The sequence below is a fragment of the Lactobacillus sp. Sy-1 genome (genome assembly GCF_019303535.1).
Lineage (GTDB): Bacteria > Bacillota > Bacilli > Lactobacillales > Lactobacillaceae > Nicoliella.
In genome coordinates this window covers 100250-122937 of sequence record NZ_JACCIU010000001.1, presented here as the reverse complement: position 1 = coordinate 122937, position 22688 = coordinate 100250, and the positions used below count along the sequence as shown (strand labels likewise).

Annotated in this window: 21 protein-coding genes and 1 other annotated feature; of the genes, 14 read left to right on the top strand and 7 right to left on the bottom strand. The window is 39.2% G+C overall.

The window, feature by feature from the left end; translation table 11 throughout:
• Positions 1-206: 206 nt before the first annotated feature.
• The 8 genes from purB (at position 207) to HZL42_RS00495 (ending at position 11145) form a co-directional block, all read left to right on the top strand.
• Positions 207-1505 carry an adenylosuccinate lyase gene (gene purB, locus HZL42_RS00530; RefSeq protein WP_219053785.1) on the top strand — a complete coding sequence of 433 codons (1299 nt, stop codon included), beginning with the start codon at positions 207-209 and terminating at the stop codon, positions 1503-1505.
• A gap of 87 nt (positions 1506-1592) precedes the next feature.
• Positions 1593-1949 carry a nuclear transport factor 2 family protein gene (locus HZL42_RS00525; protein ID WP_219053784.1) on the top strand — a complete coding sequence of 119 codons (357 nt, stop codon included), beginning with the start codon at positions 1593-1595 and terminating at the stop codon, positions 1947-1949.
• A 27-nt stretch (positions 1950-1976) separates the two neighbouring features.
• Complete coding sequence (locus tag HZL42_RS00520) at positions 1977-3932, top strand: protease pro-enzyme activation domain-containing protein (protein WP_219053783.1); 1956 nt, start codon at positions 1977-1979, stop codon at positions 3930-3932.
• A gap of 114 nt (positions 3933-4046) precedes the next feature.
• A complete protein-coding gene (locus HZL42_RS00515) occupies positions 4047-6059 on the top strand; it encodes a glycoside hydrolase family 68 protein (RefSeq protein WP_219053782.1) in 2013 nt (670 codons plus the stop codon).
• Positions 6060-6086: 27 nt separating this feature from the next.
• Entirely contained in the window at positions 6087-8096 is a 2010-nt protein-coding gene (locus HZL42_RS00510) for a hypothetical protein (RefSeq protein ID WP_219053781.1), read from the top strand.
• 133 nt (positions 8097-8229) lie between these two features.
• Positions 8230-8463, top strand: a binding site (T-box leader).
• Positions 8464-8538: 75 nt separating this feature from the next.
• A complete protein-coding gene (locus HZL42_RS00505) occupies positions 8539-9354 on the top strand; it encodes a MetQ/NlpA family ABC transporter substrate-binding protein (RefSeq protein ID WP_219053780.1) in 816 nt (271 codons plus the stop codon).
• 18 nt (positions 9355-9372) lie between these two features.
• The gene (locus HZL42_RS00500; protein WP_219053779.1) at positions 9373-10455 is read left to right on the top strand and encodes a methionine ABC transporter ATP-binding protein; all 1083 of its coding nucleotides are present in this window, start codon (positions 9373-9375) and stop codon (positions 10453-10455) included.
• On the top strand, positions 10456-11145 hold the full coding sequence (locus tag HZL42_RS00495) for a methionine ABC transporter permease (RefSeq protein ID WP_219053778.1): 690 nt from the start codon (positions 10456-10458) through the stop codon (positions 11143-11145).
• Positions 11146-11201: 56 nt separating this feature from the next.
• On the opposite strand, the gene HZL42_RS00490 is transcribed toward HZL42_RS00495, so the two are convergent.
• A complete protein-coding gene (locus HZL42_RS00490) occupies positions 11202-12140 on the bottom strand; it encodes an alpha/beta hydrolase (protein ID WP_219053777.1) in 939 nt (312 codons plus the stop codon).
• Between the two features lie 28 nt (positions 12141-12168).
• The gene (locus HZL42_RS00485; protein ID WP_219053776.1) at positions 12169-12951 is read right to left on the bottom strand and encodes a tyrosine-protein phosphatase; all 783 of its coding nucleotides are present in this window, start codon (positions 12949-12951) and stop codon (positions 12169-12171) included.
• Positions 12952-13138: 187 nt separating this feature from the next.
• Between HZL42_RS00485 and HZL42_RS00480 the strand changes: the two genes are divergently transcribed.
• From HZL42_RS00480 to HZL42_RS00460, 5 genes are all read left to right on the top strand, one after another.
• A complete protein-coding gene (locus HZL42_RS00480; RefSeq protein ID WP_219053775.1) occupies positions 13139-13735 on the top strand; it encodes a TetR/AcrR family transcriptional regulator in 597 nt (198 codons plus the stop codon).
• A gap of 1 nt (position 13736) precedes the next feature.
• Positions 13737-14645, top strand: a complete 909-nt coding sequence (locus HZL42_RS00475) for an ABC transporter permease (protein WP_219053774.1) — start codon at positions 13737-13739, stop codon at positions 14643-14645.
• A complete protein-coding gene (locus HZL42_RS00470) occupies positions 14633-14809 on the top strand; it encodes a hypothetical protein (RefSeq protein ID WP_219053773.1) in 177 nt (58 codons plus the stop codon). The genes HZL42_RS00475 and HZL42_RS00470 overlap by 13 nt, the downstream gene beginning before the upstream one ends.
• 4 nt (positions 14810-14813) lie before the next feature.
• A complete protein-coding gene (locus HZL42_RS00465; protein WP_219053772.1) occupies positions 14814-15509 on the top strand; it encodes an ABC transporter ATP-binding protein in 696 nt (231 codons plus the stop codon).
• Between the two features lie 80 nt (positions 15510-15589).
• Positions 15590-15838, top strand: coding sequence for a hypothetical protein (locus HZL42_RS00460; RefSeq protein WP_219053771.1), 249 nt, complete (start codon positions 15590-15592; stop codon positions 15836-15838).
• A gap of 45 nt (positions 15839-15883) precedes the next feature.
• Here HZL42_RS00460 and HZL42_RS00455 read toward each other — a convergent pair whose 3' ends face one another.
• Positions 15884-16273: a hypothetical protein gene (locus HZL42_RS00455; RefSeq protein ID WP_255552503.1), complete on the bottom strand. Its 390-nt coding sequence runs from the start codon at positions 16271-16273 to the stop codon at positions 15884-15886.
• A gap of 72 nt (positions 16274-16345) precedes the next feature.
• Positions 16346-17743, bottom strand: a complete 1398-nt coding sequence (gene rlmD / locus HZL42_RS00450) for a 23S rRNA (uracil(1939)-C(5))-methyltransferase RlmD (protein ID WP_219053770.1) — start codon at positions 17741-17743, stop codon at positions 16346-16348.
• Between the two features lie 123 nt (positions 17744-17866).
• On the opposite strand from rlmD, the gene HZL42_RS00445 reads away from it, so the two are divergent.
• Positions 17867-19954, top strand: a complete 2088-nt coding sequence (locus HZL42_RS00445) for a hypothetical protein (protein WP_219053769.1) — start codon at positions 17867-17869, stop codon at positions 19952-19954.
• Positions 19955-20007: 53 nt separating this feature from the next.
• On the opposite strand, the gene HZL42_RS00440 is transcribed toward HZL42_RS00445, so the two are convergent.
• From HZL42_RS00440 to HZL42_RS00430, 3 genes are all read right to left on the bottom strand, one after another.
• Positions 20008-21237, bottom strand: coding sequence for an MFS transporter (locus HZL42_RS00440; RefSeq protein WP_219053768.1), 1230 nt, complete (start codon positions 21235-21237; stop codon positions 20008-20010).
• 87 nt (positions 21238-21324) lie between these two features.
• The gene (locus HZL42_RS00435; protein WP_219053767.1) at positions 21325-21903 is read right to left on the bottom strand and encodes a TetR/AcrR family transcriptional regulator; all 579 of its coding nucleotides are present in this window, start codon (positions 21901-21903) and stop codon (positions 21325-21327) included.
• A 185-nt stretch (positions 21904-22088) separates the two neighbouring features.
• Positions 22089-22532, bottom strand: a complete 444-nt coding sequence (locus tag HZL42_RS00430; protein ID WP_255552502.1) for a GNAT family N-acetyltransferase — start codon at positions 22530-22532, stop codon at positions 22089-22091.
• Positions 22533-22688: the final 156 nt, after the last annotated feature.

The following is a 22688-nucleotide window of genomic DNA, read 5'->3' as shown; positions in this document are numbered from 1 at the left end:
GATTGCCTAAATTTAAGCAACCTATAAGATTTTACCATTAAAAAAATAAAAATCAAGAACAATGGGTCTTTTTTAAAAAATAAAGTTCGGATTTAAATTAATTTTAAACTATCATCAGATTATTATTCGCTTTTTTCCGAAAATTAACCAGAAAATATGTTATAATTAGTTCGAAATCGAAATTTAAATAAAAGGTGATTAAACTAATGATAGATCGATATACACGAAGTGAAATGGGCCAAATTTGGTCTAAGCACAACCAATTTAAAGCTTGGTTAGAAGTTGAAGTTGCGATTGATGAAGCTTGGTCAAAGTTAGGCCACATTCCTGCTGAAGATGTAGAAAAGATTAAGCAGAACGCTAAGTTTGATGAAAAGCGGATTTCCGAAATTGAAGCCGTTACCCATCACGATGTTGTCGCATTTACCAGAAATGTATCTGAATCATTAGGACCTGAAAAGAAATGGGTTCATTTTGGGGTTACTAGTACCGATGTTGTTGATACGGCATATGGACTCCGTTTCAAACAAGCAAACGAAATTTTAAGAAAAGATATTCAAGAATTAATTGATGTAATTGCTAAACAGGCAGTTAAGTACAAAGATACGGTTATGATTGGCCGGACCCATGGGGTGCAGGCCGAACCAACCACCTTTGGATTAAAGATTGCTCGTTGGTATTCAGAAATGAAGCGGAACCAAAAGCGCTTCGAAGAAACTTCCCGTGAAGTTGAAGCTGGTAAGATTTCCGGTGCCGTTGGAACCTTCGCTAACATCCCACCATTTGTGGAAGAATACGTATGTAAGAAATTAGGGATTCGTGCCCAAGAAATTTCAAGTCAAATCCTCCCACGGGACCTTCACGCCGACTACGTGGGAACCCTTGCATTGATTGCCACTAGTTTGGAAGAATTTGCAACCGAAATTCGTGGATTACAACGATCCGAAGTTCACGAAGTTGAAGAACACTTTAATGCTGGTCAAAAGGGTTCCTCCGCAATGCCTCATAAGCGGAACCCAGTTGGTTCAGAAAACATCTGTGGATTGGCACGGGTCGTTCGTGGTCACATGGTAACGGCGTTTGAAGACGTTCCCCTTTGGCATGAACGGGATATTTCCCATTCATCTGCTGAACGGATTATTATGCCAGATACCACCATTCTATTGGACTACATGTTGCATCGTTTTACCACGATCATCAGAGACTTAACCGTCTTTCCAGATCGGATGAAGGCTAACATGCAAATCACCCACGGCTTAATTTACAGCCAACGGGTAATGTTGAAGCTAATTGATAGCGGAATGGCTCGGGAAGCCGCTTACGACTTAGTTCAACCATTAACTGCTAAGTCATGGGACGAAAGCCTTCCATTTAAGGAATTAGTTGAAAACAATAAAGAAATCACTAGTCATCTCTCACAAGCTGATATTGATGACGCATTTGATTACCATTACCACATTCGGCGTGCCGATGAAGTTTTGAAGCGCGTTGGACTACTAAAATAATTATCTTAATAATCATCAAAGAACTTGCCAATTGGCAGGTTCTTTTTATATACTTTGGACAATTATAATGAAAAGAGTTGTTTAGCTATGGCAGAAAAAGAAACCATCTTGATTAACCTTTATCATCAACTATATCAAGGAATGATCAATGCAGATTTAGAACAATTAGACGGAATTTTAGCTAATGATTTCATCCTCACGCACATGACTGGAGTAAGACAAAGCAAGGCGGAATGGTTAGCGGCCATTAAGGACGGATCAATGAATTACTACTCGGAACAAGAAGCTGCGGCTCAAGTAAATGGCGATGCTTTAACCTGTCGCAACGTCGTAGATGCATCAATTTATGGGATGCGTTCTAAGTGGCGACTTCAAATGGTGCTTTCATTTGTTCATCAAGCTAAGGAATGGAAAATTAAGACGGCAATTGCAAGTAGCTACTAGGAAGAAATGGTTTAGGAGTGGATTAAATTGAATCTTAACTTAATTTTACGAGGAGTATTTGGGAGTCTAACGGTTTGTGGACTATCGTTATTTACGGTGCAGCCCCCAGCTAGTGCTAGCCATGTAACCTATAAGCAGGTTAACGCAAATAAACAACAGATCCTAACGTTAGGGCTAAAGGGGCGTAATCAAACTGAACTAACTAAGTTCATTTATCAAACGGTTACTCCTGGAAGTCACAACTACCGTAAGTACTTAACTCCCCAGCAGTTTGGGCTACGGTATGGGTTGTCCGACCGTAAAGTTAAACAGGTTGGTAAGTTTATGCGGGCCCATAACTTAAAGGCGAATACATATCCAGGAAATATCGTCATGACGGTTAGCGGTAAAACCAAAGATATTGAAAAGGTGTTTCACCTTAAATTAATTCAAACCACGAACTTAAAGAAGAATTACCAGACCACGAACGGGCAAGATAAGATTCCGCATCGCATCAGGCCAATGGTGAACTTCATTGACCAACCGGGGTTGCGTGCAGTGGTCACTTCTAAAACGGTTAACCCCAGCAGTTCCGTCAAAAAGATTTTGAGTAAGGTAAGGGATCCGAACATTCGTGACCGGTCTTACAAAAAGTTTGGTCGCACTTATAACACCAGTCCATTGTACGCAAACGGCAATGGTGGGCAGGGTCAAACGATTGGAATCATTGGAAATGCTGATTTTAAGATGAGTGACGTTGAGCAGTACTTAAAAAAATCAGGAGTTCATTCCAATTTCAATCGAATCCACAAAGTATTGGTTTCAAAAGGGTTGTCTAAGCAAAATGACGACCGTGAAGAGGTTACCATGGACGTTGAACAGGCTAGTGCGATTGCACCCAAGGCGCGAGTTAACGCATACCTCAGTGGTGACATTAGTAACGGATTACTGATTAATTCTTATGCTACCGCTATCGGACGGGACAACGTTGATGTAATTTCCAGTAGCTATGGTAGTTTTGAATCCGATACGAAGAGTAAGTCGATTACTAAAGGGGAAGTTAGCTTGTTAAACCGGCTTTTGATGCAAGCTGCCGCCCAGGGAATTACGACCTTCAACGCCGCGGGGGATAATGGTGCGTACGCATTCCAGTCGGGAAGTAAGGCAACGTCAGTGGGGCTACCGGCATCATCACCATACATTGTGGCAGTGGGTGGGACGACCCTCCCCTTTAAGAACATTCTATTTTCTGAATTAGCTGCCTTTAAGTTGACCAAGGATAAGCGGGTTTCATTGCCACGGGAAAGTGCTTGGAGTAATTCCACCAGCGTAACGTCGCTATTTGGGGCTAAGTATATTTACGATCAGACGGTTAATAACCTCTATGCGAATGCTAAAACTGAAGCTGAGAAGGAAAAGGTTAAAAATGAGCTAAATCAAGAATTAGCAAGTATTGCTCAGCAACAAAAAAACATTAGTCCAATCACGTTATATCAATTATATAACGGTAGTGGTGGCGGATTTAGTAGCTACTTTAGCAGGCCTAAATATCAATCTGGGGTAAGTGGTGTGGGGACTTACAAGGCGCGACAGTTTCTTAACCTAACCACCGGACAGTTTAATCCGACTGCTAAACTAGTCACTGGTAAGCATTCAGGAAGAAATTTACCCGATATTTCTGGAAATGCTGATCCGTTAACTGGATATAACGTTTACTTTAACGGCAAAGTGGATCCATTTGGGGATGGAACTAGTGTTATCACTCCACAAATGGCGGCAATGGCCGCCGTCATCAATAGCTTCCAAGGAAAGCGGACTGGTTTTTGGAATCCACAAATTTATCGCTTTGCAAGGCAGGCTAAGTCACCATTTACGAGTTTGAACCACCTAACGGATAATAACCTCTACTATACTGGCCAACCAGGGAAGATTTATAATCAGGCAACCGGATTGGGAACGGTTAACTTTACCCGGTTAAACCAGGCCTTTACTAATGCTCATTAGGGGTGCAATTTAAATTATTAAGATTAGTGGCTTTCCCGATTAAAATAGGAAGTGTTACTAGTTGTATGTTAATATTAGTTAGTTAAAAAGTTTAATTGACGGAGATGAAATAAATTGCAAAAAAGATACCAACACAAACGGTTTGGCCACCTACGATACTGGATTGGTGGCGCCGTTGTGCTATTAATTATTTTAATAGCTGGGGGTTCATACGGATATCACGAATGGAAGTACTCAGTTAATACCTACTATATTAATAGCTCAGCAATTTTATACACTAGTGCAAATGCAGATAGTAAGCCGCTTTCTTATTTAGGGCGGAATTCAAAGGTAACCCGGGTCGGACGTGGATACTCTAAGTGGGTTAAAGTGACCTATAAGAATTCTTATGGGACTAAGCATGGCTACGTTCAAGGAACCAAGCTATCCCGAGTTGGCTTTAAATATGCACAAAAGGGTGCTGCTTACTACAAGAGTGCTGATGCCACTAAGGCTGCTGGAAAGCTTAATGATCACAATATCATTGTTAAGACTGATGCTACTTCAGGGAAGGTGGCTACTGAGTACAATGGGGATAAAGTGTATGTTGATGCAAATAAACTAACTAAGAAACCAGTCACCTTTAGTGATACTTACGGGACGAACCACTACACTCGTGAGAATATGAAGCACATTCCTGCAGCAGCTAAGTTAACTAAGAATCAAGTACCTAGTTTCAAGAACGTTGCCATTTCAGATGTAACGAATGCTAAGGTAACCAATCGGTTGGATAAGAGTAAGACCGACCAATTAGATGTTTGGGATAGCTGGCCCCTTCAAGATGGTAAGGGTAATTTAGTCAACTACCATGGTTACCACATTGTTTTTGCCATGGCGAATGATCCTAAGACCAATGAAGACAATGGTGCTGAATACGGTGCTTCAATTTACATGTTCTATCAAAAAATTGGAACGGATACAAGTGATATTTCATCATGGTATAACGGTGGAAAACTATTCAGATCCAGAACCGATGGTAGCGACGGGAAGAGTAAGTACCTAAAGAAACAAACTGACGAATGGTCTGGCTCCTCGATCTTACAAGATTCCAACCACGTTCGGTTATTCTATACGGCATTTTCTGGTGCTAAGAAACATGGTGGAAATGGTGAAAATCAACAGGTCCTAGCAACCGCTAAGCTCAAGATTGATGTCACAAGCAATGGCCTCAGCATTGACCATAATGCAACGACTGACCATAAGACCATTTTCTTTGGTGACGGGAAGTACTACCAAAACACTAACCAAACCGTTGGAGAAGCATTGCAATTTACTGCCGATGATTTTACGCTGCGTGATCCGCATTATATTGAAGATAACGGCCATAAGTACCTCGTCTTTGAAGGAAATACGGGGACTAAATTTAGTGGCTCAGCTTATAGTGATAATAATAACTATAATTATGCTAATATTGGTGGTAGTAAGAAATACCAAAAGAAGGTTCAAAAGAAGTTAATTAAGAACCGGAATACTTGGAACGGGCTACGAAACCAATACACCAATGGAGCATTGGGCATTCTAGAGCTAAATAATAACTATACGGTTAAAAAAGTGATGAAACCATTAGTTACCTTTAACGGGGTCGATGATGAAACCGAACGACCAAACCTATTCAAGAAGAATGGAAAGTGGTACTTGTTTACTGATACGCGTGGGACCCACCTTTTGAAGAGTACCATTAGTAGGAAGGGGATTTTCATGCTAGGGTTTGTTGCCAATAAGTTAACTGGACCATACAAGCCATTGAATGGAAAGAGTGGGGTGGTATTATCATCTACCGAACTAAACCCTAATAATAGAAGGTTTACTTACTCATACTTTGTTATTAATAATCCCGATAGCAATAATTTAGTCGTAACTAGTTACATGACGAAGGCTGGGGATGCCAAGTTGCGTGGTGGTCATTCAACATTCTCACCTAGTTTCTTATTAAACATTAATGGAGATACCACTAGCGTTGTTGCTAATTCAATTTTGCCACAGGGGGCAGTTACCGACAGTGTCTTTTCTGGAACGACTGGAACTAGTGGGACCACGACCAATTCTGCCACGAATACGACTAGTCCGTTTTCACAAAGTACGAATTAAAATTAACAGTAAGGGTGGGATTCAATTATGAAATTTAGATATCGATATAAAGCTAAGCATCGGATAAAATGGGTGCTCCTTTCAGCCTCTGCATTTGTAGTGTTTGCATTAAATGAAGTTGAGGTTGACTCCACCCCACCCGCTAACGCTGATATTTTACCGGCCTTTAACTTTACTGAAAATGCAGTTCAATTGGCTCAGTCGCAGGTGAATAACGCTGCCGCTTCTGGAGCTGCCGTAGTTGGTCAGGTGGATAAGAAGCAACAGAGTCAGTTCGCAATTGCTGCAAACGCAGCTAATGATACGATTTCAACTGATCCGATGAACGCGGTTTCGTTGGGCCAAAATGCGGCGAATTCAATTGTTCAAACTGCTACTAACATTGTTAACGGAGTGGTTTTGAATAAGCAGTTTAATGATGCCTATGTTGATTCAAATACTAAGCTTTATAACAATCCGGTGAATGGAAATGTTACTGACTCCTTAGTTGAAAATAATACTCAGGTCCAGACTGCTGACTACGTGGTTAAGAACAAGATTCCGGCAATGTATAATAATAATTTGTATTACGTTGACCAGGATTCGTTATCCACGATTGAAACAGCTGCTGCTAACCCGTTAAACAAAAATACGTTTACCCAGCGCTACCATTACAATATTCCAACTGGATTTATGAACGATATTCAATCGATTATTAAAGTGGGCGACGTTTGGAATATTTACTACCTTTCAAATGATCAAAAGAACACTGGGAGCAGTACCGAATGGGAACTAGTTCAAACTAAGGACTTTAAGACGTTTACCAACCGCGGGATTGCCATTCCTAGAAATACTGGCGGCTGGGAATCGGTTGCGACTGGTTCGGTAATGATGAATAATCAAAACGGCCACATTGTTAACAATAGTTTGCCTGATAATGCAATGCTGGCTTTCTTTACTGGTTTTACGAATGGACGTCAAAATGTCTATGAAGCATATTCAACTGACGGAGGATTGACCTTTAAACCAGCACAAAATGCGCCCGTGATGAATCAGTATAATCAAGGGGGCGCTTTTCGGGATCCGAAGGTTTTGTGGGATGCTAATAAACAACAAATTATTATGTACATTGCCCAGGGGAACACAAACAGTGGCGGTGACCAAATTCGGACGTTTACTAGTCCGAACGGGAGCCCAAACACTTGGAAGGACATTGGGAATAGTGCTTCATTTAACCCCGCAATGAATGATAGTGCACCAGGGATGATTGAGTGTCCCAATGTGATTCGGAACGTTTATGACTACAATACCCACAAGGAAAAGTCAGTTCTGTTCTTTAGTGGTGATGGTGGTAGTGGCGGTAAGGGATTGTACTACCAAGTTGGACGGGTTAATTCAGATGGACTGTTTATTGCGGATAGTAAAACCGTTCGTAGAATTGATAATGGTTCTGATGATTATGCCGCGAACTACGAACCACTGGATTCCGATGGAAAGCAAATCATGATGATCGGATGGATTGGAAACTGGGACCGGGGTTACAATAGCTATATGAGTGCTAATAATAACTACCATATTGGTTCGTTTACCCTTCCCCGGATTTTGACCCTAAATGGTGAGGTCCTAAACGAAAAAGTGGTTGAACCTGCCAACCGGAGCTTTTACCATAAGAAGAGCAGTAACGGGTTAACACTGACTGGGACGAACACCAGCAGTAAAATTGTGGTGACCTTTAAAAAGCCAGTTGCTCAAAACGTATTTTCCATGATTCAAAGTGATACCACTACCAATGTGAACGTTTTTTCAAATGGGAAGAATAATAGTCAAAATAATGTAACAATTTCCCAACCATTTAGTCAATTAAGTGGGGCAAGTGATTTGTCTAATAAACTTGATTTTCCTGCCAAGAAGTTCATTTTTTACATTGATAAGAGTTCAATTGAGGTATCCATTCCAGAGCTAGGCAAGATCTATACGATTCTTAAGCTCTCAACTGATAATCAGCTTAAGTTTGTTACTCAGCATAAGGCTGATGTCCATGCTTATCGTTTTAATTAAATTATTATTTTTAAACGGTGATTTTCCTCAAAAATCACCGTTTTTTGATATTTATTAAAAAAAGATTAAAAAAAGGTTGATTTTAGCAAAAAAGGATGTAGAATAATAAGTAATAAATGAGATATAGAGATACATAAACAAAGTGATCAGGAGAGTAGTCATTGATGATGGTTCAGAAAATCTACGTTTAATGTGAGTAGATCGATTCATGATGATGAATATGGCCTGTGATTTGGTGCTATTGATATTTAAATAGCAATGGGTTGGCAACCATTATTAATTGCACGCGTTGAATAGACGTTAGTAAGGATGGAGGAGTAATCTTTCATCAAATTAGAATGGTACCACGGAAAACTCCGTTTCTAGAATAATCTAGGAACGGAGTTTTTTTGTTTACTATCTCTATGTTTCAAATAATATTTGCGCTAAGGGGCGGTTAGTTATGAAGAAATTGATTAAGTACTTATTTTTATTGGGGCTATTAGTAGCCATTCCAGTTACATTAGCAGCATGTGGTAAGTCTGAAAAGACGGTTAAGATTGGGATTATGGGTAATGATTATCGGATTTGGAACCCAATCAAGAAAACCTTGAAAAAGGAAGGGATTAACTTACAACTAGTTTCATTTAGTGATTACTCCCAACCAAATGGCGCACTACAAAACCACGAAATTGATGCTAACGCATTCCAACACCAAGCATTCTTGGATAACTGGAACAAGGCGCACAAGTCCAGTATTGTTTCAATTGGTAACACTGTTTTAACTCCAATTGGTCTTTACTCCAAGAAGATTAGCAGCATCAAGGATCTTAAGAAGGGTGACACAATCTCACTTCCAAATGATCCAACTAATGAAGGAAGAGCACTTCAACTACTTGCATACTATGGTTTGATTAAGGTTAAAGATGCTAGTGGCTTCCCAACTACCAAGGATGTTTACGACAATAAGTTAAATCTTAAGTTCACACCATTAGATGCAGCGCAAACTGCTCGTTCATTAGATGATGTTACTGCTGCAATTGTTAACACTAACTATGCATTGGATGCTAAGTTGAACCCTAAGAAGGCATTGATCAAGGAAAAGGTTAACGAAGAATCGAAACCATACATTAACATCATTGCTACTAACAAATCTGATAAGAACAACAAGGATTTGAAGAAGGTTGTTGAAGCTTACCAAACATCAGCAACTGCTAAGAACATCGAAAAGACTTATGATGGAGCATTTATTCCAGCTTGGAATATTAAGTTGAAATAATCGCTTGAAGGAGGAATTATGATGGCTCAAGTAGAGTTAAAAAATATTGATGTGACTTTCAAACAAAAGCATCAATCTATCAAGGCAGTCTCAGACGTTTCATTATCAATCGAGAAGGGTGATATATTTGGGATTGTTGGCTACTCTGGAGCTGGTAAAAGTACCTTGGTTAGAGTTGTTAACCGCCTCCAAGAACCTTCTTCAGGTGAAGTGATTATTAATGGTGAAAACATCGAAAAAGTTAGTGGTTCTGAACTAAGATCGGTTAGACGTAAGATTGGAATCATCTTCCAACACTTTAACTTAATGAACGCTAGAACGATTGCTAACAACGTTGAATATCCATTACTTGGGACTGGGGTTAGTAAAAAGGACCGGAAGGCTAAGTCCGAAAGGCTTTTGAAGCTAGTGGGCCTTTATGACAAGAAGGATTACTATCCTTCCCAATTATCCGGTGGTCAAAAGCAACGGGTTGCAATTGCCCGGGCTCTCGCCAGTGACCCTGAAATCTTGATTAGCGATGAAGCGACTAGTGCTTTGGATCCTAAAACCACTCAATCCATTTTGAGACTACTTCAAAAATTGAATAAGGATCTTAATTTAACCATCCTATTAATTACTCATGAAATGGACGCTGTGAAGTCCGTATGTAACAAGGTTGCGGTAATGGATTCTGGAAAAGTGGTTGAAAAGGGCAGTTTACTCTCGGTATTTAGCAATCCGCAGAATGATTTAACCCGTGACTTCATTGAAACAACTAATCAGATTAAACCTGCTCTACGGGTGTTGAGCCATCAAAAGGACTTCGTTAATTACGATGATCGACGGTTAGTTGAACTGCAATACACTGGTGATACTACTAGTAATCCAGTGATCATCGAACTATTTGAAAAGTTTAACGTTACTGCCAATATTATTTTTGGAAACGTTGAATTTATTCAAGGGGTGCCACTTGGGCATTTAATCGTTACTTTAAATGGTTCTGATGATGGAATTAAAAAGGCTAAGGACTACTTGCACGACCAAGAAATTCAGGTTTATAACATTGACCTTGCTAAGGTTAGAGAACAAGAAGCGTTGGAAGAAAAGGAGGAAGCATAGATGGGATTATTTAGTCATTATTTTCCGAACGTTGCTGACTCCATTCCGAGCTTCGTTCAAGCAACTTGGGAAACCATTTATATGACCGCAGTTACTGCCATTATTGCGGGAGTGTTTGGGATTTTTATCGGGGTCCTATTAGTAATTACCGGGCCTGATGGAATTGCTAAACAATCAACTTTTTACACGATTTTAGATAAGATTGTTAACATTTTCCGTTCAATTCCTTTCATTATTATGTTAGCGGTAATTGCACCGTTTACCAGAATTATTGTTGGGACTAGTATCGGAACCATTGCTGCAATCGTTCCGTTGATTGTATCCACTACGCCATTCTACGCACGCCAAATTCAGAATGCGTTGTTGGATGTTGATGAAGGAATCATTGAAGCTGCCCAAGCAATGGGGTCTAGCAACCTTGCAATCATCTTCCGGGTATACTTAAAGGAAGGGTTGCCAGCGATTATTAGATCTTCAGTCGTTGTCTTGATTAGTTTAATTGGGTTAACCGCCATGGCCGGAACCGTTGGTGGTGGTGGACTTGGGAACCTCGCCATTATGACCGGGTACCAACGATTTGAAAATGATGTTACGATCATGTCCATGATTATCATCTTGGTAATTGTGTTCATTATCCAAATTATTGGAGACATCCTAGCTAAAAAGACTGATCACGAAAATATAAATTAAAATTTGATTCCAAGCAAAAAGGATTAAATCAATGTTTAAGTTGATTTAATCCTTTTTTAGTTGAAGTAAGTTTTCAAAAAGTCACTAACGCGTTTCCGATATTCAACCGGTTTCTTCCAAAAACTTTCGGCGTGTTTGGCTCCCTTAACAATCCAAAGTTGCTTAGGGGAGTCAGAAGCCCGGTAATTTTCGTATGCCATAAACGTTGGCACGTAGGTATCTTCGCTCCCGTGAATAATTAAGATTGGGAGGTGGTTTTTTGATAACTGCTTAGTAGTGGAAGCGTCGTTTAGGTAATAACCCAAGCGACGTTTATTAATTGAGCTCACTAGCGCTTCAAATGGGTATTCTGGTAAGTTGTACCGGTATTTCAATAGGTACTTTAGTTCTTCTGGAACACTGGAGTACCCGCAATCAGCAATGATGGCTTCCACCTGGGGTGGTAATTTAGAACCGCTGAGCATTGAAACGATTCCGGCCCCCATGCTAACTCCAAACAGTAAAATTCGACAGTCAGGACCAACGCGCTCGATTAATTTTTCAATCCAGGACTGGTAATCTTTTTGGTCTAACCAACCAAAGCTAACGTACTTTCCAGCACTTTCGCCGTGACCCCGGTCATCAGGAAGTAAGATATTGAATCCCATGTCGTAGTACATTTTAGCGTATCCGGACATGGTTTCACGAGTCCCGTTATAACCGTGGGCAATAATTACGGTTTTGGTGGTCTGCTTTTGGTTAGGAATAAAATCCGCTACCATTGTTTCACCAGTGTCAGGATCTGCGTTGTGCCAAGTCTCCTTTGGAACTTTACGGTACCAATTTAAGCACTGGTAGTATTCCTTAGCGTATGGGAGAAGCGTTTTAGAAGGCCTCGGCTTTTTGGTTCTTCTCGCCATTCCCATTCTAAAAAAGTATTCACTAAGTGCGTAAGTTCCCGCAGCTGCGATAACTGGAACGCTTAAAATAAGTGGTAATTTACTGCGTTTTGACATATTAATCCCTCCATAAAGAAATAGTGGGTTATTTAGTTAGGTATTCATCCCTGAGCTTTTTAACGTCTTGATCGCTCAAACCTAAGTATTCATGGATAAAGTTATCCATGTTCCCGTATAGTTCCTTGATTTTACTCATAGCAGCATTGTAATAATCAATTGAGACCGTGTAAAGGGAAGTTATATTTTCCTTACAAATATTATTAATATTGTAACGTTCATATTCTTTAATCTTCTTTTGAACGTATGGAACCATTTGCTTAGCTGAGTCGAGGTAGTTTTCCTGAATGTCCTTTTCATCAACCCCAAGGACGAATAAGAGCATCACGATTCCCATGCCAGTCCGGTCCTTCCCCTGGGAACAATGAATTAATGAGCCCCCATCAGAATCATGAAGGAGGATTTGAAATAAACTACGGTATGAATTACGGGCAATGGGACTCTCAATTAAATTTTCGTAGACGTGTTTCATGTGTAACTTTCCAACAGTGGGGTCCTCTGAATATAAGTTTTTCATTACATCTGCAGTCCGGCGTTCTTTTTGTTCGAAAATGGGATTTTTAGAGTACTTAACACCGTCGGGAACTAAGTCAGGTTCGGAATCGCGTTCCATTTTAGAACGTAAATCAATATCGTTTGTAATTCCATAGGACTTTAGGTAATCCTTATCCGCCTGATCTAATTCAGCTAGGTTACCAGAACGGATAATTTTATGCCACTTAGTAGTCCGGCCATCCTTAGTCGGATAACCACCGATATCACGGAAGTTATAGCCGTTTTTAATCTTCAATAACCGTTCATTATCTGTCATTATTATTCACTCTTTCATAATCATCTAAAATTCTTCGCTAATTCCATTTTAAAAGAAATAGCTTAAATAAGATACTAATATTATTTAGGAATTAAAAAAAGTTTATTATTGACACTGTGTCACACTGATGTTAAGGTGGAAATACAAATAAGGTGACACCGTGTCACCAAAGAGGAGAATTAATACCATGCCAACCAAAACATTTATTAACTTAAACCCAGTTAAACAAGAATTAATCTTTAATGCCCTTTTGAAAGAATTCGCCCAGCATAAGCTACTTGACGCTCAGGTTGCTAGAATTATTAAGGATTGTGGTATTGCACGGGGGTCATTTTACAAGTACTTTGCTGATCTTACCGATAGCTATAATTATACTTTAAAACGAGTTTTAGACGAGGTCCACTTTGATGTTTTCAATATGATTAAGGCTGAAAAGATGAACACTCTCGATAGTTTTTATCAAGCCACCGCCGATTTCATTAATCAAATTAGTGACTCCAAGTATCGTGATTTTTACCGAATGCACGTTGCCTATAATCAGTATAATTTAAAATCAAAACCATTTAACTACCATGAATTAGCGCCAGAACAATTAATAATGATTGTGAACGGCGAACGGGTTACCGACCATAATAAGGTCGCCGTAGTTTATAAAACCGCAACGGCAGCAAGTCATAACGCGATTAGATCCATTTTATTGGGGGCTGATCAGCAAGTAGAATTATCAGATTTAAAAACGCTTTTACAAATTATGAATCAGGGGTTATTGGAAGGGGTTCATTAACATGTTCTTAGGACTAAATGAAATTAAAAAATATAAATTTAGATACGCCTTAATCGGCTTAGTATTAGTTTTAATTGCATACCTCATTTTTGTTTTAACCGGGTTGGCAAACGGACTGGCTAGTTCTAATCGATTGGCAATCGATTCTTGGAATGCTCAGCAAATTGTTTTAAATAGTGAAGCGAATGGTTCACTAACCCAGTCCAACCTTACGAATCAGCAAGCAAATAAGTTCCAAAACATTTCTGGTCACTCTGACATCACTCAGTTAAGTGCAAACGTTACTAGGCCTGGTAGTAGTGATAAGCTAGGAACCCAAATTATTGGAATTAATCCAAATCAATCAATTTACAAGGAACTGCAGATTGAAACGGGACATAAGTTTACTAATAATCACCAGGTAATTGTGGATGATAGTTTGGTTAAGGATAATGGCTATCGAATTGGGGGCTGGTTGAAAATTGCTAACCATGCACAACGGTATCAAATTGTCGGGACCACTAAAAATGCTAAATTAAGCGTGGCGCCAGTAATTTATGCCAGTTCAACTGCGGTTCAGGATGTTAAATTTGATAAAAATGCTCAACCAATGGTAAGTGCAATTGTTTTGAAGCATCCTGCTGACATTTCAAAGGTTAGTGGCACTCAAACTATGTCAATAAACGCTTTTATCAATAAGCTGCCTGGTTATACGGCTCAAAATAATACGTTTAACTTTATGATTGGCTTTTTGCTGGTAATTACGTTGTTCATCATTGCCATTTTCCTATACGTATTAACGATTCAAAAAATTCCATTCTTAGCCGTGATGAAGGTTCAGGGAATTAGTAACTACTACCTTTTAAAGAGCATCGTCAGTCAAGCGTTGCTGCTAGCGGTAGGGGGGGATCGTAATCAGTGGGGGGGCTAACCTTTTTAACCGCCATTGCAATTCCCAATAGTGTCCCAATTCAATTTAACTTAGGGTGGTTAAGTTTAATCGCAATTTTAATGGTGGTTATTACTGCAATTGGTGCAATTGTTCCAATGCGAACCGTTGCTAAGATTGATCCAGCAACCGTAATTGGGGGGTAAAATAATGGAAGCAATTCAATTAACGAATATCGAAAAAATTTACGGGAGGGGCCTTAGTGAAACGAGAGCCCTCCAAGGCATTAACTTCAAGGCAAATCCTGGTGAATTAATTTCAATTACCGGACCCTCGGGTTCCGGTAAAAGCACCTTTTTAAAAATTATTGGTGGAATTCTATCGCCAACTAACGGGCAGTTATTAATTGACGGGCAGAACTATGGTGACATGAGTAAGCGTCAGCAAAGCCTGTTTCGCCTTGATCAACTAGGGTTCATCCTTCAATCATATAACCTAGTACCATACCTAACCGTTAAGGAACAATTTGAACTAGTGGATCGGGTCAAGCCCACGGGAAATTTACCTAACGCTGCGTTTAAACAACTTTGTGCAGATCTCTCACTCGACCAACTAATGAATCAGTATCCTGATCAACTATCTGGTGGTCAACAGCAACGGGTTGCCATTGCTCGGGCAATGTATCCAAACCCTCAAATTATCCTTGCCGATGAACCAACTGCCGCCTTGGACGGCCAACGAGCAGTGCAGACCATGGAAATCTTTAAGCGGATTGCCCACCAGCAAAATAAGACGGTGCTACTGATTACCCATGATTCACGATTAATTAAATATGTGGATCGGAACTATCAAATTGTTGATGGTCAGGGGAAGTTTGTAAGTAAGGATGATCGCCAGTTAGTGTAGCTAAAAGCGTTTTACTTTATAAAATGAACCCAACAAGCTAAAATGAAGTTGTATAATATTTAGTTAAGAGGGTATTTATTATGGAAAATTCAGAACGGAAATTAATTCAAGAAATTTTAAACACGGTTGATGTTTTATACGACTTTGAACACACTGATGATGATAATAAGGAATACACTTTGGTTCTTCATCGTCAAGATAATGACGAACGACCATTGGAAGAAGTTAATTCAGAAATTAAGAATTACTTCAAGGAAGCTGACTTTAGTTATGAAGAACAGTTAAATCCTAATGAAGGCGTTGACATTCGAGTAGAAATCAAGCGTTAATAAAAAATAAGAGCGACTAATCACTACCGTGGTTAGCCGCTTTTATTAATTTGCGCGAATATATTTATGATTAACTAATAACGTTTTAGAACGTTGATCTGTTGGAACATAACCAATATTAGAGAGGTGACGACAATACATTAAGTTGTATAATAGTCCCCAAATTACCTGGCTAATTGGTTCAGTATATCGATAAACAGTACCGATGGGCTGACCAGAAATGACGGATGCAAGCATTGCAATTGCAAAATCAACTAATATGATGCAAAAGAAGTTGTACCAATCACCTCTGAATATAGCAGGAACAAAACCGAAGATTAATGCGGTAAAGGAAAACCCGACCTTACTAATTTTTAATTCACCAGTTTTAGAGTTCTTAAGGGTTGCATAATTCGGTGGAATTGGGATCATTCCATTTCTAAATGGATTTTGCAATTGAAAATCCCCACTTTCTTTTTGTTTATAGAACAGATTAACATTGATTGACCAATTTTAAAAACATTGTGGCTATTTTTTGGTAAATTTAACCACGGCCTCGACCCGAGCAGTTTGGGGCATCATGTCAATTGGTTGAATGAAGTCCACCCGGTACTCACGGCTTAATTCGACTAAATCGCGGGCCATGGTCGCTGGATTACATGATACATAAACGAATTTTTCTGGAGCAACGTCTAAAATTGCATCCAAGAGCGGTTCTGCTAATCCGGTTCTGGGCGGATCCACGATTAGTGCATCTGGTTCCCAACCATCGTCAATCCACTCTGGAATTAATTCTTCGGCCTTTCCAACAAAGTAATGCGCATTTTTGATTCCGTTAATATCTGCATTCTGGTTAGCATCCTCAACGGCTTCTTCAATTGTATCCATTCCCCGAACTTCAGTAACGTACTTAGCCAATGGCAATCCGATTGTTCCGACTCCTGAGTATGCATCAACTAGGCGTTCGTTTCCAGATAAGTCTAATGCATTAATAGCAACTTCGTATAGCTGGGGAGTCATAAATGGATTTAACTGCAGGAATGCCCGAGCGGAAAGTTCAAATTCAAGTCCGCCAATTTTTTCTACGATAACGGGGTCACCAGCAAGGAGGATTGTTTCAGCCCCCCATACTAATGGAGTATCACCAGGATTAATATTTTGCATCACTGACGTTACTTCTGGTAATTTAAGGGCAATTTTGGTTAGGATGCGATTTTGTTTTACGAATTTTTTAGTGTTAGTAATGAAGACAATTTGAACATCATCAGTGTGAAGGGCGGCTCTTACGACCACTGTTTTAATGATTCCAGAATGGTTAGATTCATCATAGACTGGAATCCCCAGTTCTTGAATCATGTCCACAATTGCCCGCATAACTTTCATGGTAACTGGATATTGAACTGAACATGTCTTTAAGTCAACTAAGTCGTGACTGCGGGTCTTATAAAGTCCTGCAATGACTTTACCATCCCGTTGTCGAATTTGAAATTGAGCTTTATTACGGTATCCATAGGGATCCTTCATTCCCATGGTGTTATGAATTTTGTAGCTTTCAAACCCCATTGGTTGATATTTATAAAGGGCCTGTCTGACAATTTCCTTTTTAAATCGTAACTGCGCTGGGTACTCCATGTCTTCTAGTTCAAATCCGCCTACTTCATTAGCATATTCATCGCGAGGGGTGACCCGGTATGGACTAGGTGTGACAATATTAACTACCTTAGCGCGTAAATAATGATGGTAGGTATCTGTAATCTCAATGGTAACTCGTTCTTTGGGCAGGGCCCCTTGAATAAAGACTAGCGTCCGATCCACATAGCCCACCGCTTCACCATTAACCCCCATCCGATCAAACTCGGGTTTGGTGTTTAAGGTAAACTGCTGACCAACATGGAACTGGTCATTAGTATTTTGATATTTTTTCATTAATGTTTCCTTTCGTTGTTAATTATTACTATATTATAACATTTAGAATGAAAATAGGATATTTATGAATATATGTTGTAATATATATATTAAGAATTACATACAGATAGGAGAATCATTTAAATGAACAAATGGGTTAGATTAGGAGCAATTTCCGCAATTTCATTGGGAATATTTGCATTTGGCTATTCACAACAACACACGAAGGTGTATGCTGCTGAACAATTTTACAGTGTTCCAGATGCCAATACTAACATCCAACAAGAAAATAATAGTTCTAACGCAATGGCCAGCTACAATGATAGCTCGATTCAAAACGTTGCTACGACGGCTCCCAAAGTAACCGTCCCTGAAAAATACGTTCACACTAAATTAGACATGAACGCCCAAAACAAGCCTGATAGTTACACTTCACAAGATGGGAGTACTACGTTTAATACTTATTACTATTTGCCTGAAGGATTCCACGTTAAAAGTACTGAACATGGGAACTACCAAAGCTCAGTTCAAGTTGGGAATAATATATACGTAGTTGAATCCATGGGAACTGGAACTAATCAGGGAGCGATTGTGCGTTATAACACTGATGATTTAAAGCAACTGGGTGTTTTAACTGATGACAATAGTGGGGTTGATTTAGTATGGAAGGCATTGAAGTATATCTCACCATATACTAAGTCGGGAAATAACCACTCATCCCTATACGCTAACTATCAATCATACTTAGATGATGCTAACAGCCAATTAAAGAACACCCAAAACCAAGTTGAAAACGCCAAGGAACAGGTAACTAGCGATCAACAAGAAGTGGATGATTATCAAAAGGCATTGGACAAGAGTACTGCCACCGTTACAAAGCAGATTGCAAAGATTCAAGCCCAGCTTAACACTGCATACAAGGCGGACAAGAAAACTGATCCTAATACGCCTAAGCCAGTTAAGTTGACGCCAACTAACTTTGTGTCAACATTCCAAGCAGCTAACAGTGCGTATGATAAGCGGTTGAACAAGTTAGCTACGACTGAACAAGAAGTTCGTCAATCAATGAGTGACTTAAAGGCTGCATACACGGGTAAGACTCCTAAGAAGGTTAAGTCCAGTGTTGTAGCAATTAAGTCGTCTGCAGCTTCATCCGCAGCTGATAGTTCTGACGATAGCAGCGATGATAGTGATAGTATTGCAACAATTAATGGTAGTAGTGCAAGCTCCGCAAGTAGCGCTAGTTCTGATAGTACTGCTAGTGCTGCTAGTGATAGTAGTGCCAGTGACAGTAATGCTACTGGAACCACTAAGCTTAAGAAGATCTCTAAGCAAGAATACCAAAAGAAATTAGCACCACTTACTAAGAAACTTGCTAAAATTACCAGTCAAAAGGCTGATATTAAGAGTAAGAAGGCGACTAACAACAGCTATATTGACCAATTTAACAACGGCTTTGCTAAGAAATGGTTGACGGATACCCAAAATGTTAAGGATGCTAAAGACTTAGTTGTTCAAGACCAACAGGCCGTTGATGATGCTAACCAAGCGGTTGTCAACGCTCAAAAGGCAATTGATCAACTGACTCAAAACCAAGTTGATTTTGCTAAGTATTCCGCAATTGCCCATGCAGCCCAAATTAGTCCGTTGATTAACATTGGGCATGGACAGACGCTTTCTTACAACCCAGTAACTAAGAACCTATACTTGGCTCAAGATGAGACCTCTGGGGACTTGGCAAGTAACGCCAACAATGTGGTTACTGAGTTGGATGCAAATACGCTCCAGCCGGTCAAGCAGTTTAACTTCCAGTTGTTACACAATAACTTGAACTATGCAATCCATACCTTGACGTTTGATAATGATGGGAATGCTTACTTTGGTCGTAAGTCAGGAAGCAAATACCAAATTTTCAAGGGCCAGTTTAACGAAACCACTGGTCAGGTTAACTTTTCACCAGTTCCACAAACCATTAATTGGGGTGGAAAGCATAACCAAGGGTTAACTTATAACCCCGTTAATAATCGTTTATACATTGTTTCTGATGATATTATTACTTCAGTGCCCGCTGATAAGTTAGGCGCTGGGACCGTTCAACCATCAGACATTAACTACATTTCATTTAATACCGGTCGTGAATTTGAAGATTTAACCTTCGATTCACAGGGATATGGCTACCTACTAATGTTATGGAAACCAGAAATCCTTAAAACTACGGCACCAATTAAATAATTTACTTCTAATTAAAAATGTCCGCTACGTAAATTCGTAGCGGACATTTTTAATTAATAACGATTCCGATTTCGTTCATCAACTTCAATCTTAGGTTTTTTATGGTTGAAGATTTGAACAAGGGCTGCTGATAATACCATCAACGCAATGATAACCCCAAAGAGACCAATTCCAGGCTGAGCGCCCCCCATTGGGGAAACTCCATTCAAAAGCTTAACCACAATTGGTGAGAATGCAGTTCCCATGTTACTACCCACTAATAATACTGAGTTAGCAAGGGCGGTTGAATTCTTAGGTGCGATAACGTCCATTAAACTAAATAGGTAGTTACCAGCAAGCGGGAAGGTACAGCCAATGATGGCAATTGAAACGATGATCATTGGGATGCTGTGAGCATAGTTTAGCAAGATCGTTCCAACTGACAAGCATAGTAATCCTAATGGGTAGACGAACTTCCCAAGGATACTAACAAATTTTCCAAATAGAAATCCCATGGTCATACTAACTAATGTAAAGAGAGTAATTACAAAACTACCATCCTGAGCGGTTCCAATCTTGAGTGAAACGATGATTGATGGAACTAAAACACTAACAATGGCCATCCCGATGGTCATTAAGCTACACATGAATCCAGCTCCGATTACCCGTGAATTAACGGTAGCCTTAGGCTTTTCCTTTCTTTCATCATCAATCCCCTCATCGGTGTGATTATCAACTTTTGGCACGATTAGCCAGAAGATAACCAACACGATGAACGCCATTGAATAGGATAGAAATGATGCTTGCCAACCAATACTAAGCAATGCTCCTACTAAAATATTAGTGATACAAATTCCGATTTGTTCGAATGAGCTTCGTACCCCTAACATTTGAGATTGATCATGACCGTCATAGAAGTTATCAATAATGGTAATGGCAAGGGAATTAAACAGCCCGATTCCAATCCCAAAGATAATTCTTAGCCCTAAAATAATCCAGAGGTTTGGGAAAATCGCAGGTAGGACCCCCGAAATTCCCATTAATAGTAGTCCTAATCCAATCATATTCTTCATGCCAAATTTTTTAGCAATGCTTGATGAGAATAGTAGCACGATAAAAGCAGGGATTTGTTGAATTGTTGCCACCATATCAACTAATGATGATGGATAATTAGAAAACGTTTTTTCCATTGCTGGCAATGCTGGTGATATTGCAGTCCCGGTGGTAATAATTAGTGAAATTGAGAGAATTGCAAACCTATGAATTAAAGTTTTAGCATTCCAATTTGATGCGTCTTTACTCATTTTAAACACCTCATTAATGTATTAATAATATGTAAAATATTCCAATATAAGTATAGACCAATATTATTTTTAAGCAACAATTGTTGCTTATTTTTTTATAATTCCGTTACTAATTAGGACTGGTTGAATCATTTTTTGAAAAATAGTGAAAAATTCATCTGGAGTTTCCCGATATCCAGATTTGACCCACTCGTAAATAATAGTGCTAGCAAGTCCAAAGAGGCCTTCGATAACGTAGTTTTCAGGAATGGTAATGTGATCCAATACCTTCATTTCCCTTAATGATAGGCGATTTTGATGAATAATTTTTTGGAGAAACTGTGATTCATCATTATCAATTAATGTTTTGATATATTCGCCATTTTCATATAACACTCGGATGATTCGTTTATGATATTCTTGCCAAGGACTACTGGTTAAAGTGGCGTCGAGTGGAATTCGCTTGGCTTCCTGATTAATTTGGTCAATCAGATCATCCTCCACCTTGGAAAGCAGGGCAGCCTTATTAGCATAGTGATTATAAAAGGTGGTTCGATTAATGTGAGCGGTCTCGATGATTTGCTTAGTGGTCACGTTTTTAATTCCATGGTCGATAATCAGTTTCCAGAAGGCTTGCTTAATTGCATAGTTAGTTTTTTTAATTCTTAGGTCATGTTTTCCCTGCATGTCAGTCTCCTTTGGATTTTAATCAACTTTTGTCTAATAAAAGTCGTTTGTATTTATTTTTAAAAGTAATTATACTCTTATTAATTCAACAGATGTTGATTATCTAAATTATTTAGTTATATTTAGTAAGATGATTGGAAAATAAAAAGGCCTCCTAATGATGAGGAGACCTGATCGAATATGATTTATTTTTCCTTTACCATAAAAATATGGGGAGTATGAATATGGGTATATTCATCACCATGGGCAACGAAACCGAATTTTTCATAGAAATGTTGTTTGTCTGCTTGGGCGTGAATTTTAACTGGTTCACCAGGATAATTTTCCTCGATTGCCTTCATTACGTGGTTCATTAGTTCCTTACCCATCCCCATTCCGCGGGTGTCTGGGGTAGTTAGAACCCGTCCAAATGAAATGTAATCTTCCTCTCGATAAATTCGAGCGTACGCAACAACCTTATCTTCTTCGTTAGTTGCCCAGAGGTGGAATGCGTGCTTATCTAATTTATCAATTTCTTGGAAAGCTCGGTCTTGTTCAACCACGAATACTTGAACCCGCCGAGCATAGATCTGCCAGATTTCATCGTTCATTAAATGTTCAAATGATTCTAGATGCCACTTGATTTCCATATTAATCGCTCCTTATTCATTATCTAATTATAATTAATTTTAATTCTAAAGGTTATAAAATACAAAGAATGTGAAATGCACGATTTTTATATCGTACACTGATATTGTAATTTTTACAAATAAAACTTTGGAATATTGGACTTTAAAATTTCTTAA

Coding starts and splice junctions, on each gene's coding strand:
- rlmD (WP_219053770.1), bottom strand. CDS start 17,743: ATGAAAAAATATCAAAATACTAATGACCAGTTCCATGTTGGTCAGCAG.
- HZL42_RS00480 (WP_219053775.1), top strand. CDS start 13,139: ATGCCAACCAAAACATTTATTAACTTAAACCCAGTTAAACAAGAATTA.
- HZL42_RS00525 (WP_219053784.1), top strand. CDS start 1,593: ATGGCAGAAAAAGAAACCATCTTGATTAACCTTTATCATCAACTATAT.
- HZL42_RS00440 (WP_219053768.1), bottom strand. CDS start 21,237: ATGAGTAAAGACGCATCAAATTGGAATGCTAAAACTTTAATTCATAGG.
- purB (WP_219053785.1), top strand. CDS start 207: ATGATAGATCGATATACACGAAGTGAAATGGGCCAAATTTGGTCTAAG.
- HZL42_RS00500 (WP_219053779.1), top strand. CDS start 9,373: ATGATGGCTCAAGTAGAGTTAAAAAATATTGATGTGACTTTCAAACAA.
- HZL42_RS00445 (WP_219053769.1), top strand. CDS start 17,867: ATGAACAAATGGGTTAGATTAGGAGCAATTTCCGCAATTTCATTGGGA.
- HZL42_RS00465 (WP_219053772.1), top strand. CDS start 14,814: ATGGAAGCAATTCAATTAACGAATATCGAAAAAATTTACGGGAGGGGC.
- HZL42_RS00510 (WP_219053781.1), top strand. CDS start 6,087: ATGAAATTTAGATATCGATATAAAGCTAAGCATCGGATAAAATGGGTG.
- HZL42_RS00460 (WP_219053771.1), top strand. CDS start 15,590: ATGGAAAATTCAGAACGGAAATTAATTCAAGAAATTTTAAACACGGTT.
- HZL42_RS00490 (WP_219053777.1), bottom strand. CDS start 12,140: ATGTCAAAACGCAGTAAATTACCACTTATTTTAAGCGTTCCAGTTATC.
- HZL42_RS00430 (WP_255552502.1), bottom strand. CDS start 22,532: ATGGAAATCAAGTGGCATCTAGAATCATTTGAACATTTAATGAACGAT.
- HZL42_RS00505 (WP_219053780.1), top strand. CDS start 8,539: ATGAAGAAATTGATTAAGTACTTATTTTTATTGGGGCTATTAGTAGCC.
- HZL42_RS00475 (WP_219053774.1), top strand. CDS start 13,737: ATGTTCTTAGGACTAAATGAAATTAAAAAATATAAATTTAGATACGCC.
- HZL42_RS00435 (WP_219053767.1), bottom strand. CDS start 21,903: ATGCAGGGAAAACATGACCTAAGAATTAAAAAAACTAACTATGCAATT.
- HZL42_RS00485 (WP_219053776.1), bottom strand. CDS start 12,951: ATGACAGATAATGAACGGTTATTGAAGATTAAAAACGGCTATAACTTC.
- HZL42_RS00495 (WP_219053778.1), top strand. CDS start 10,456: ATGGGATTATTTAGTCATTATTTTCCGAACGTTGCTGACTCCATTCCG.